Raw genomic sequence first — 12,118 nt, 5'->3', positions numbered from 1 at the left:
GGGCCGCTACACCCCGACCCCTTCTGGCCGCTGCGCCTCGACCCCGTCCGGCCGCTGCGCCTCGACCCCGTCCGGCCGTCGCGCCTCGACACCGGCACCGGCGCGGACCAGTGTCCTGACCGCGAGCCGGGCCATCCGCTCCACCGTGGCGACGCCGTTGCCCATGGCGGGGCTGCGCTCCGACAGCACGGCGATGAGCAGCTCGTGCCCGCGTACGACGAGCCGCCCGACGCTGTTGACCGTCCACAGCCCGTCGTGCACCTCGGCGGGCAGCCACCCGTTCTTGAGCGCCACCTCCCCCTTCGGGGCCGCCGCGCTGACCCCCCACGCCTGCGACGGCTCCACCGACGACATCAGGCCGAGGGCGTAGCGCCGGCTCCTGGCGGGCAGCGGGCCTCCGGGGCCGGTGAGCCGCTCCAGCACCTTCTCTGGTCGGAGGGCCTGCTGTGGGTGTAGCCCCACGACGTGCCCGGCACCGTGTGGCGCACGCCGAGCCGGTGCAGCGCCCGGCCCAGCCCGTCTCGGCCGCCGATCGTCAGGTAGAGCTCGCCCGCGCAGTCGTTGTCGCTCTGGCGGATCATGCGGGAGGTCAGCCTGCGCTCGTACGCGCTCAGCCGCCGGCCGTCCTTGCCCAGCAGGAACGCCAGCAGGATGTCCACCTTGGCCACGCTGGCCAGCATGAACGGGGTGCGCTCGCGGAAGGCGTACCTGGCGCCGGTGGTGCGGTCGTGCACGGCCAGCGCCGCTCGTCCTGGACGTTCGCGCAGGTAACGCTCCAGCGCGCGGTCGAGGGCGCGCCGCTCGGCGGGTGGCAGTGCGCTCTCGGCGACCGTCGCCGGCGTCCGGCCGGTCGGCGTGACCGGGCGCGGCGCCACGGTGGCGGGCGCCGCGCTGGCGGACGTGGCGAGCAGCAGGACGGCGAAGAGCGAGGACTCCCGTACGCGCATGTGCGGGAGCCTGCCAGCCGCTCGGCCAACGGCCGGGGGACCGATGGTCAAACAGCGGCCAGTTTCGGCACGGTCAGGCGGTCAGCGTAGGCCGACCGGCGTGGACGAGGCGGTCAGCTTGCGCCGACCGGCGTGGTCAGGCGGTCAGCCTGCGCTTGCCGGACTCGGTCGCCGTGACGGCACGGCGCTTGCGGCGCTGGAACGGCAGGAACCGATCGGCCAGGTGCGGCCGGGACGGCGTCAGCGTGGGCTCGACCGCGATGATCCGGTCGAACCTGAACGCCCTGATCGCGCGGCGCAGCTTGCACACGCCGACGAGATACCAGTATTCGCGGTGCACCAGGCACGTGACCGGCTCGACGTCACGGGAGGTGACGAGCCCCGAGGCGTCGCGGTAGTGCAGGCGGATCATGAGCCGGCTGGTGATGGCGTCGGCCATCAGCCGGGCCCGGGAGGCGACGTCGACGGGCAGCGGCTCGGTCAGCGTCGTGAGCGTGGTGGCGATGACGTCGTCGTCGAGGTCGAGGTGCTCGAATGCGTGCTGCAGGCCACGCCTGGCGGTGACGGCCTGGGGCCCCGCGCCGAGGTGGGCGAGGGAGAGGGCGAGTGCGGCGATCTCGGCGGTCGTCAGCGGGCGAGTATCGTGCTTCACGACTGTCGTCATACCCCAACAATAGGGATGAGCACCGACAATTTTCGAAAGTCTGTCCGGGAAGACAGGTGCCTGTGCGGCAGGCGAGAACCCACTCGCCCGCCGCACAGGAAACGGTGACTACCGCGACAACTGCGACAGATCGCGCGAAGCGCCCGTCGAGGCCGACGTCGTCATGGCCGCGTACGCCTGCAGCGCCACGCTCACCTGCCGGTCACGGTCACGCGGCCGGTAGCCGCCCAGGTCGGCCAGCAGCCGCTCGCGCCGCGCGGCCAGCTCCGCCTCCGGCACCCGCAGCTCCATCGAACGGCTGGGGATGTCGATGTCGATGATGTCGCCGTCCTCGACCAGCGCGATCGTGCCGCCCTCGGCCGCCTCGGGGGAGGCGTGGCCGATCGACAGCCCGGAGGTGCCGCCGGAGAAGCGCCCGTCGGTGACCAGCGCGCACACCTTGCCCAGGCCCTTGCCCTTCAGGAAGGACGTCGGGTAGAGCATCTCCTGCATGCCGGGGCCGCCCTTGGGGCCCTCGTAGCGGATGACGACCACGTCGCCGGCCTTGACCTTGCCGCCGAGGATGCCCTCGACCGCCTGCTCCTGCGACTCGAACACCACCGCGGGCCCGCTGAACTTCCAGATCGACTCGTCCACGCCGGCCGTCTTCACCACCGCGCCGTCGCGCGAGATGTTGCCGTAGAGCACGGCCAGGCCACCGTCGGCGGTGTAGGCGTGCTCGCGGTCGCGGATGCAGCCGTTCTCGCGGTCGAGGTCGAGGTCGTCCCAGCGGTTGTCCTGCGAGTACGCCTTGACCGTGCGCACGTTGCCGGGCGCCGCGTGCCACAGCTCCACGGCCTCCGGCTTGACCGCGGGGGACATGGCGTCCCACTGGGCCAGCAGGTCGCCGAGGGTGCCGCCGTTCACGGTCGGCACGTCGCGGTGCAGCAGACCGGCCCGGTCGAGCTCGCCCAGGATGGCCGGGATGCCGCCGGCGCGGTGCACGTCCTCGATGTGGTACTTGGCCGTGGCGGGGGCGACCTTGCACAGGCACGGCACCCGCAGCGAGATCTCGTTGATCTCCTTGAGCCCGAAGTCGACCTGCGCCTCGCGGGCGGCGGCCAGGATGTGCAGGATCGTGTTGGTGGAGCCGCCCATCGCCACGTCGAGGGTCATCGCGTTCTCGAACGCCTCGCGGGAGGCGATCGAGCGCGGCAGCACCGACTCGTCGCCGTCCTCGTAGTAGCGGCGGGTGATCTCGACGAGCTGGCGGCCTGCGTCCTCGAACAGCTGCTTGCGCGCCTTGTGCGTGGCCAGGATCGTGCCGTTGCCCGGCAGCGCCAGGCCGATGGCCTCGGCCAGGCAGTTCATGGAGTTGGCGGTGAACATGCCCGAGCACGAGCCGCACGTCGGGCAGGCGTTCTCCTCCATCTCCAGCAGCTCGGCGTCGGAGACGGAGTCGTCGGCGGAGGCGATCATCGGGTCGATCAGGTCGAGCTTCTTGCCCGGCGTCTTGCCGGCCTCCATGGGCCCGCCGGAGACGAAGATCGTCGGGATGTTCAGCCGGAACGCGGCCAGCAGCATGCCCGGCGTGATCTTGTCACAGTTGGACACGCAGATCAGCGCGTCCGCACAGTGGGCGTTGACCATGTACTCGACGGCGTCGGCGATCAGCTCCCGCGACGGCAGCGAGTAGAGCATGCCGCCGTGACCCATCGCGATGCCGTCGTCGACCGCGATCGTGTTGAACTCGCGGGGGATGGCCCCCGCCTGCCTGATCGCGGCGGACACCACGTCGCCGACCTCGCGCAGGTGCACGTGCCCCGGCACGAACTGGGTGAAGCTGTTGGCCACGGCGATGATGGGCTTGCCGAAGTCGCTCCCGGCTACGCCGGTCGCCCGGAGCAGGGCCCGGGCACCGGCCATGTTCCTGCCGTGGGTGACTGTACGTGACCTGAGGGCGGGCATTGGGCATCTCCCATCGTTGGCGAGTCTTCACATGTTACGGCCACCGCCCGGTGAATGAGACGCTTGTCCACTGCTCGGACGGTATGGCGACCGAGGCCGACGACACTCGAGAACCCGGGTGGGAGATCACATGCGGCGCGGGGCAGCCCTGTGGGGTGGCCCCGGCGGGGTCGGCGACTCCCTACCCACGATAGACCCGCCCGCGGGCCGACCGGGCATCCGCACGGCTGCGCGGTGCTGTGCGAGGGCTGATGGTGCGGCCGTGTACGGCGCCTGCCCGCGTGCGTGGCGCCTGACGCGAGCCGGGGAGCCGGTGAGCCGGGGAGCCGGGGAGCTCCGTGTCGGCCTGTGCGGCGGCAAGGGCGCCCGACGGCGCTGCCGCCGAGCATGGAGCCGGCCGCCCGCCTCGACGGCTTCGGCGTGAGGCTGGCGGCCCTCGGAACGCGGGAACGGCGGGATCAGCGGGAGAGCGGGAGCGGCGGAATCGCTCGGCAGGATCAGCCCTCGCCGTATCGGGCGGGCAGCACCTGCGCGGCGATGTCGAAGATCCGGTCGATCTCGGCGGTCGTCAGCGCCCGCTCCCGCTTCGTGATCCACTTACGGGCCCGGTCACCCTGGTAGACGTCCACGCCCCGGATGTTCATGATCTTCCATGGCACCGGCGGGCCGTAGATCGCCAGCGAGGGCACGACGGACACCTCGCGGCCGAACGACTTGCTGATCAGCTCGCTGGCCTGCGTCGCCTCCCACTTGGCCTCGGTGAGGCGGGGCTTCATGTCGAACGGGCCGTGGAACAGCTTCTTGCCCATCTGCACGCGTACGGGCAGCCTGCGGTCCCACTTCTCGGAGTCGACCGCGTACACGCCGGTCGGGCCCACCACGAGGTGGTCGATCTGGGCCTCGCTGCCCGGGATCGCCCTGGCGTGCAGGGTGCGGTAGCCGCTGCGCTCAAGCCTGCGCAACTGCGCCTCCGTACGGCGCTCTGCCACGGACGCCCGCCGCCACGCCGGCACGGAGGAGTTGGAACGAGCGCGGTAGACCGCCTCCAGGATGGCCGCGATCACACCCGCGGTCACACCCACCCGCCAGTCGCTCACAAGGAAGCCCACTACCAGGCCGGCGACCACCGCCAGGATCGCGCGATTGCGCAGGCGGCGGAACCGGGGCTGTTGCAGCAGGCTACGCACGGACGCGCGCTCGACCGGCGCGTACGTGGAGGTGGGCGCCGAAGGCTTCGCGGCGGCGGTCTGCTCGCTTTCTGGCCGGTCGCTCACCCAGATGGGTGACGCGTTGTGACCGTCTTCTCGCTGGTTGTCGGAGTCCACGTAACTCACCGTAGCCCGGGGATTCGATCGATTCCTAGTGTTGCCGTGTCCATAGTTTTATGGCCCAGCTCATCGTGTTCCACGCATGTTTTCGGGGTATGTCTACTGTTCTTCTCTAGAGATGCCCCGCTTCGTAAAAGATCTTAACGCGCGGTGCAGGCGACACCCACGACGGGTCTGGCCGAGCCCGCTGACGAGGTTTACGGTCTTGTTGTGAACAGCGCGGCGGAGATTCTGCTCTTTCTCATCGGCGTGTCCATGGGACTGTTCGTGCTGATCACCCTGCTCGTCATGGTGCCGGGGCGCGGGGCGCAGCGCCGGCTCGAAGCGGGCCCCGTGTGGCTTGGAGGGCCTTCCAGGAGCGAGCGTGGGGTGAGCACGTCGGGCCTCGTACTGGCCGACAGGGTTGCGGCGTGGGCGGAGGTGCCCGAGCACGACTGGGTCACCGCCGCCGAGACGGCGGAACCCGGCAGCCGCGTCGGCGGCGCCTCGGCGGGATGGTGAGGTGACCATGAAGGGACTGACCGCCGCCCAGGGCGACGACCTACGCAAGGCCCTGCACACGGCGGAGCGGCGCAGCGGGCTGCGGTTCGGCGTGTTCCTGGGCGACCCGGTGGGCGGACGCCGGCACTTCGCCGAACGCCTGCACGCCGCCCTGGGCGCGGAGGCCGACGATGCCGTGGTGGTGTTCGTGGATCCGCAGGGGCGGGGGCTGGAGATCGTGACGGGCGAGAACGCGCGGAGGCGGCTGAGCGACGGCGCTTGCCGGATGACTGCGATGTCGATGGCCACGGCGTTCAGTGTGGGGGATCTGATCGGTGGGCTGCTGTACGGCATCGGGGCTCTCGGCGAGCAGGCGACCGCCCGCCGCTGACCCACCGCCCGTTCGCCACGTACGCGCCCGGCGTCGTGCGCGTCCTGCCCGTGCCGCCCTGGACCGGTCAGGGCGGTGCAGGGCGCGCATGGCCTCAAGCCCCGTAAGCGCAAGCGCATGCGCGGCGTGCGCTGCTACGGCGTGCGCTGCTACGGCGTGCGCAGGCAGCACGTGCGTGGCCGGCTCAGGCACGGGCAGCGCACGCACGAGCAGGCAGCGCACGTACGGGCAGGCGTGGGGCGCGGGGAGCGCAGGGCCGCCCTGCGCTCCCCGCGCCCTAAGCCGCTTAGGACGCGGGCGGCGAGCCGCCGGCCAGGTGCCTCAGGGTTGGCGTTCGAGCAGCGTCACGATGTGCTCGCTGACCCCGTGCAGCAGCGTGGACGGCTCGATGGCCGCGTCGGCGATGGCCGAGAAGAGCGACGGCAGCCCCGGCAGCGGAAAGCCGTCCTCCTTCAGCGCCGCCGTGCCGATGGGATTCTTGTCGAGCACCGCCCGGCTGCGCTCCCACGCGTCGAGCACCTCCTCCGGCGACGGCACCCCGAACCCGTGCCCGACCGGAGCCGCGTGCCGGAGGCGGACGAGCGGGGTCTCGGCGAAGGCCAGCGCTGTACGGGCCCGCGACTGCAAATCAGCGCGCGGCTCCGGATCGATCCAGTCCATCGCCGTGCAGGGGTTGCGGCAGGTGGCCACGCACACGCCGAGCGCCCCGGCCACCTGGCTGTGCTGGCGGTCGAAGTACGCGCGCCAGCCCTCCGCGGGCTCGCCTGAGACCCGGAGCGTCCGGTTGGTGGCGGACTGCTCGGACTTGGTGTGGTCGCACTCCCGATCGCCGATCACGCCGAACCTGCTCCCCGCCGCGCTCAGCCCCACCGGCCACCTGGCCGGGTCGCCGGCATGGCCGAGCTGGGGCTCGAAGGCCAGCAGCGGCAGGTACTCGCTGGCGATGTGCACCGCGGCGATCATGGGGCTCAGCTCGCGCCGGTGCCACCGTACGGCGATGACCTCAAGCAGCAGCCCGTACGCGGGACGCAGCGACTCCAACGCTCCCCGTGGCTGCTCGCGCGGAGTCTGCGGCATGTGGCAGGCCCTGGCGCGCCGGCGCAGGTCGGCGGGCACCACCCGGGCTTCGGCCGCGAAGTCCTCGGCGTCGAGCGAGAGCAGCCGCTGCCCGAACTCGCACACTTCCGCGATCTCCGCGACGGGCGCGAGCGCGCCGAGGTCGGCGAAGGCGTAACGGCGGGCAAGGGCGACGAACAGGTCACGAGTCGAGTCCACGCGATGACTTTCTCACGATCAGAGAGGGATTACGGACATGAGGCCCATGGGTGTCGCCCCCGGCTGATCTTCCCGGCCACCGCTCCGGCCAGGGGAAGGGGACAGGGCCGGCGCGTCAGGGCGAGGGACGGTGCCCGCCACGGCCGAGCGGCGTCGTCACGGGCGGGCACGACTCGCCACCGATCACGCGTGGACGCCTGCGATCGCCGACGGCGACGTGGTGCCGGTCACGGGCAGGGGGCCCGGATGCACTGGATCTCGCCGGGCTGGCTGGTGATCGTCGGCTCGGCCGTCGGCTCCTCAGGCCCAGGCGTGGTGGGCTCCTCCGTCGGCTCCTCAGGCTCGGACGTCGTCGGCGTGGCGGACGGGCTCTCCGTCGGCGGGCTGGACGTGGTGACCGTCGGGCTGGGGGAGGGCAAGCGGGTGGCGCGCGTCGCCCGCGGGGTGGGATCGCGCTTGGTGGGCTCCGCCGTGTGCCTTCTGCCGCTGGAGGACGAGGGAGCCGTGGGCAGGAGGTCCTCGGGGCTGCTCTCACTGACGGCCGGGGTGGGCACCTCGTACCTGGCGGCCTGCTCGGTCGGCCGCAGCCAGACGAACCCGGCCACGGCCGCCGACACGAGCACCGCCGCCGAGACGGTGATCACCGCCCGCAGTGTCCGGCGCCGCCGCCGCGACGCCGCCGTCCTGTCGGGCGTGGTCGTCTTACCGGGATCCTCGACGGCGCCGTGGGTGGTGGTCATGCCGGGCACCGCGCTTCCCGCCGTCGTGGTGGGGACGGGGGAGGCCGGCACCGTACCGGACGCGTCGGAGATCACCGGCGTCGCGGGGGAGGCGAGCGCCGAGCGGGCGGCCTCGGCCATCTGCGGCGCCGACAGCCACCGCGCCCCGGGCGCCTTCTCCAGCGCCCGCTCCACCACCTGCCGCGCCCCGATCGGCACGTCCTCGGGCAGCCGCGGGGTGGGCGCGTTGAGGTGTTTGAAGATGATCTGGATGGGGGTGTCGCCCTGGAACGGCAGGTGGCCGCTCAGGCACTCGTAGGCCACCACGCCCAGCGCGTACACGTCGACGGCGGGCGTCACCTCGTTGGAGGTGGCCATCTCGGGCGCGCAGTAGCCGGCCGAGCAGAGCATCGTGCCGGTGGCCGTGAGCTGGCCGGCGGAGGCGGAGTGGGCGATGCCGAAGTCGGTGAGCACCACGCTGCCGCCCGGCCTGACCATGAGGTTGGCCGGCTTGACGTCGCGGTGCACGATGCCCTGGGCGTGCGCGTCGGCCAGCGCGTCGGCGACCTCGGCGACCAGGCGCATGGTGGCCGTGACGCCGAGCGGCCCGCGCCGCCGCAGGACGCGGTCGAGCGACTCGCCCTGGATGTGCTCCATGACCAGGAAGCTGACCCGGCGGCCCTCGACGTCGCAGATGCCGTAGTCGTAGACGTCGACCACGCCGGGGTGGGTGAGCGTGGCCATGGCCCTGGCTTCGTTCTGGAAGCGCTGGGCGAAGGTCGGGTCCTCGCTGAGCGCGGGCATCAGCACCTTGACCGCCACCGTGCGCCCGAGGACCGTGTCGTCGGCACGCCACACCTCGCCCATGCCCCCGCCACCGATGCGGGTGCCGAGCACGTAGCGGTCGTTGAGGGCGGACCCCGGGCCTAGCACGTTTCGAGGCTAACACCGCGCCCTGGATGCCAGCGTCAAGACGGCGCAGCCGGCCCCCGCCGTCGTGGCGCGGGCCGGCGGCCGGGCTGGGACGTCAGGCGGAGGCGGCGTCCTTCTCCCTGTTGCGCAGGGCGCGGCGGACACCGTCGGCGCCCTCCAGGATGAGCCGGCGCAGCGCCTGCGGCGGCTGCGCGGCGGACAGGAAGTCGTGCGCCGCCCGCACCGTGGTGGGCTCGATGAGCAGCGCGGGGAAGCACCCGACGGCGAACGTCGAGGCCTGGTCGAACGTCCACTCCTGGTAGATCCGCCCCACCTCGGCGAAGTACTTCTCGCGGTAGGGCGCCATCAGCTCGGGGTGGCGCGGGTCCTGGAAGCCGCCGATCGTGGCGCGGGCGATGTGGTTGGCCAGCCGGCCGCCCACGATCCGGGCCCAGGCCGCCTCCTTGGCCTCGGCGGTCGGGATGGCCGCCCGGCACTGGGCGGCCGAGCGCTCACCCGTCGCCGTAGGGTCCCGCTCCAGCTCGGCCTCGATGTCGGCCTCGCCCAGGCGGCCACCGGAGACGAGGGCCTGCACGAGGGTCCAGCGTAGGTCGGCGTCCACGGTCACGCCCTCGGGCACCGACGTGCCGTCGAGCACGGCCTGCACCAGGCTCAGCTCCTCCTCGGAGTTCGCCACGGCCGCGAACGCCTGCAGATACGACAGCTGCTGGTCGGAGCCCGGCTCGGCCTCGTCGAGCAGCGTGCGCAGCTCGGTGGCCAGCACGGACAGGCCCTCGGCCCGCCAGGCGGGGTCGGCGTACTGCTGCACGGCCAGGCGCGCCTGCCGCAGCACGGCCTGCAGGACGGTGATATCGCTGACCGTGGCCACGCCGGAGACGACCAGCTTGACGTAGTCGCGGGCGGACAGCTCGCCGTCGCGGGTCATGTCCCAGGCCGCCGTCCAGCACAGGGCGCGCGGCAGGGACTCGGTGAACGCGTTGATGCCACCGTTCACCAGCGTCCGCAGCGAGTCGGCGTCGAGGCGGATCTTGGCGTAGGTCAGGTCGTCGTCGTTGAGCAGCACCAGGTCGGGCTGCTCCTCGCCGATGAGCTGGCTGACGCTCGTCCGGGCGCCGACGACGTCCAGCTCCACCCGCTTGGTACGGGTCAGCTTCCCGCCGTCCAGCGAGTAGAGGCCGACGGCGATCCGGTGGGAGCGCAGCGTGGGGTGCTCGACCGGCGCCTCCTGCACCACCTCGAAGGAGGTGAAGCGGCCACCTGACACCTCGAACTCGGGGCGCAGCGTGTTGACCCAGGAGGTCTCCAGCCACTCCTTCGACCAGGAGGACAGGTCACGCCCCGAGGTCCGCTCCAGGGCGCTGAGCAGGTCTTCCAGCTCGGTGTTGCCCCAGGCGTGCGCGGCGAAGTAGTCACGCACGCCGGCCAGGAAGTTGTCGAGGCCGACGTAGGCCACGAGCTGCTTGAGCACCGCGGCGCCCTTGGCGTACGTGATGCCGTCGAAGTTGACCTCGACCGCCTGCATGTCGGGGATGTCGGCGGCGATGGGGTGGGTGGAGGGGAGCTGGTCCTGGCGGTAGGCCCAGGTCTTCTCCACGTTCGCGAACGTGGTCCACGCCCTGGTCCACCGGGTGGACTCGGCCTGGGCGAGCACGGACATGTAGGTGGCGAACGACTCGTTCAGCCACAGGTCGTCCCACCAGCGCATGGTGACGAGGTCGCCGAACCACATGTGCGCCATCTCGTGCAGGATCGTCTCCGCGCGCCGCTCGACGAGGGCGTCGGTGACGCGGGAGCGGAAGACGTAGTCCTCCAGGAACGTCACACAGCCCGCGTTCTCCATCGCGCCGGCGTTGAACTCGGGCACGAAGAGCTGGTCGTACTTGCCGAACGGGTAGCGCACGCCGAACACGCGGTGGAAGAAGTCGAAGCCCTGGCGGGTGACCTCGAGGATGTTGTCGGCGTCGAGGTGCTCGGCCAGCGAGGAGCGGCAGTAGACGCCGAGAGGGATGCCGTCGTGCTCGGCGGTCACCTTGTGGTAATGACCGGCTACCAGCGCGGTGATGTACGTCGACAGGACGGGCGTGGGGGCGAACTCCCACCGCCTGGCCGCCTGGACGGTGCCGTGCTTACCTGCCTGCTCCGGCAGCTCCTCGACGGTGGCGGCGGCGGAGTTGGAGACGACCTCCCAGTCGGCCGGGGCCAGCACCGTGAGCTGGAAGGTGGCCTTGAGGTCGGGCTGGTCGAAGCAGGCGTACATGCGGTGCGCGTCGGCCGTCTCGAACTGGCTGTGCAGGTAGACCTTCTGGTCCACGGGGTCGACGAAGCGGTGCAGGCCCTCGCCGGTGCGCATGTAGGTGCAGTCGGCGTCCACGAGCAGCTCGTTCGACGCGGCGAGCGAGGGGAGCGGGAAGCGGCCCTTGTCGGCGTCGTAGGCGGACGCGTCGAGGTCGGTGCCGTTGAGCGTGACCCTGCGGACGTTCGCGCCGTGCAGGTCGATGAAGGTGGACGCCCCCGGCGTGGTGCTGGTGAAGCGGACCTTGGTGACGCTCTCGAAGCGCTCCTCTCCCTCGGTCAGGTCGAGTGCGACGTCGTACGACTCGACCTTCAACAGCCGGGCGCGCTCACGAGCCTCGTCCCGGGTCAGGTTGCCTGCCAAGTTGCGCTCCTTTTCACCACTTCGTCGGGGTTGTCCGTATCCTGCCATGCCGGGAATAGGACCCGAACCACCTCAGGTTACGGGCAGACATGACAGAGAAGATTCCCGTGGACCTGTGGTTCGACCCCTCGTGTCCGTTCGCGTGGGTGACCTCGCGCTGGCTGCTGGAGGTGGAGAAGGTCCGCCCCATCGAGCCTCGCTGGCGCATGATGTCGCTGTACTTCCTCAACGAGGAGAAGGACGTCCCCGCGGACTACCTCGAGCGGGCCTCCAGGGCCATGGGGTCGATCAGGACGGTCGCCGCGGCCGCCGCCAAGCACGGCGAGCAGGTCATCGGCCCCCTCTACACCGGGCTCGGCACCCGCCTGCACAACCAGGGCATCAAGGACCCCGAGCGCTTGCGCGAGGTCGTCGAGGGCGCCCTGGACGACGCCGGGCTGGAGCGCGGCCTGGCCGACGCCATGCACTCCGACGAGTACGACGACGTCATCCGCGCCTCCCACGACGAGGGCATCGGCCTGGTCGGCCAGGAGGTCGGCACCCCGATCATCCGCGTCGGCGAGAACGCCTTCTTCGGCCCCGTCATCACCAGGATTCTGCGCGGCGAGGACGCCGGCAGGCTCTGGGACGGCGTGCTCATGGTCACCCAGTACGACGACTTCTTCGAGCTGAAGCGCACGCGCACCAAGCGCCCGCAGTTCGACTGACCGGGCAGTCCGGCAGGCCCGCCGGTTCGACCGGCTCGCGGGTTCGACTGATACGCCGGAGTAATAAAGCA

Annotated in this window: 11 protein-coding genes; 3 read left to right on the top strand and 8 right to left on the bottom strand. The window is 71.5% G+C overall.

The genetic code is table 11. The features are described from left to right. Positions 1-6: 6 nt before the first annotated feature. The 5 genes from LCN96_RS43890 to LCN96_RS43870 form a co-directional block, all read right to left on the bottom strand. Positions 7-354: a hypothetical protein gene (locus LCN96_RS43890; RefSeq protein WP_225268310.1), complete on the bottom strand. Its 348-nt coding sequence runs from the start codon at positions 352-354 to the stop codon at positions 7-9. Next, positions 354-947 carry a serine hydrolase gene (locus LCN96_RS43885; RefSeq protein WP_225268309.1) on the bottom strand — a complete coding sequence of 198 codons (594 nt, stop codon included), beginning with the start codon at positions 945-947 and terminating at the stop codon, positions 354-356. Before LCN96_RS43885 ends, LCN96_RS43890 begins: the two co-directional genes overlap by 1 nt. Before the next feature lie 136 nt (positions 948-1,083). Beyond that, a complete protein-coding gene (locus tag LCN96_RS43880) occupies positions 1,084-1,611 on the bottom strand; it encodes a WYL domain-containing protein (protein ID WP_225268308.1) in 528 nt (175 codons plus the stop codon). A gap of 108 nt (positions 1,612-1,719) precedes the next feature. Continuing rightward, positions 1,720-3,558 carry a dihydroxy-acid dehydratase gene (gene ilvD / locus LCN96_RS43875; protein WP_225268307.1) on the bottom strand — a complete coding sequence of 613 codons (1,839 nt, stop codon included), beginning with the start codon at positions 3,556-3,558 and terminating at the stop codon, positions 1,720-1,722. Positions 3,559-4,055: 497 nt separating this feature from the next. After that, positions 4,056-4,883, bottom strand: coding sequence for a nuclease-related domain-containing protein (locus tag LCN96_RS43870; RefSeq protein WP_225268306.1), 828 nt, complete (start codon positions 4,881-4,883; stop codon positions 4,056-4,058). Positions 4,884-5,096: 213 nt separating this feature from the next. Here LCN96_RS43870 and LCN96_RS43865 point away from each other — a divergent pair, with 213 nt between their 5' ends. Continuing rightward, positions 5,097-5,387 carry a hypothetical protein gene (locus tag LCN96_RS43865; RefSeq protein ID WP_225268305.1) on the top strand — a complete coding sequence of 97 codons (291 nt, stop codon included), beginning with the start codon at positions 5,097-5,099 and terminating at the stop codon, positions 5,385-5,387. 7 nt (positions 5,388-5,394) lie between these two features. Beyond that, a complete protein-coding gene (locus LCN96_RS43860; RefSeq protein ID WP_225268304.1) occupies positions 5,395-5,757 on the top strand; it encodes a DUF5130 family protein in 363 nt (120 codons plus the stop codon). 321 nt (positions 5,758-6,078) lie between these two features. On the opposite strand, the gene LCN96_RS43855 is transcribed toward LCN96_RS43860, so the two are convergent. From LCN96_RS43855 to pepN, 3 genes are all read right to left on the bottom strand, one after another. Continuing rightward, positions 6,079-7,032: a hypothetical protein gene (locus tag LCN96_RS43855; protein WP_225268303.1), complete on the bottom strand. Its 954-nt coding sequence runs from the start codon at positions 7,030-7,032 to the stop codon at positions 6,079-6,081. Positions 7,033-7,259: 227 nt separating this feature from the next. After that, positions 7,260-8,684: a serine/threonine-protein kinase gene (locus LCN96_RS43850; RefSeq protein WP_225268302.1), complete on the bottom strand. Its 1,425-nt coding sequence runs from the start codon at positions 8,682-8,684 to the stop codon at positions 7,260-7,262. 94 nt (positions 8,685-8,778) lie between these two features. Beyond that, positions 8,779-11,340: an aminopeptidase N gene (gene pepN, locus LCN96_RS43845; RefSeq protein ID WP_225268301.1), complete on the bottom strand. Its 2,562-nt coding sequence runs from the start codon at positions 11,338-11,340 to the stop codon at positions 8,779-8,781. An 89-nt stretch (positions 11,341-11,429) separates the two neighbouring features. Between pepN and LCN96_RS43840 the strand changes: the two genes are divergently transcribed. Further along, a complete protein-coding gene (locus tag LCN96_RS43840; protein WP_225268300.1) occupies positions 11,430-12,047 on the top strand; it encodes a DsbA family protein in 618 nt (205 codons plus the stop codon). Positions 12,048-12,118: the final 71 nt, after the last annotated feature.

The sequence above is a fragment of the Nonomuraea gerenzanensis genome (assembly GCF_020215645.1).
GTDB classification, from domain to species: domain Bacteria; phylum Actinomycetota; class Actinomycetes; order Streptosporangiales; family Streptosporangiaceae; genus Nonomuraea; species Nonomuraea gerenzanensis.
Note: the sequence above shows the minus strand (reverse complement) of the source record. Positions and strands in the feature narration are given on the sequence as shown.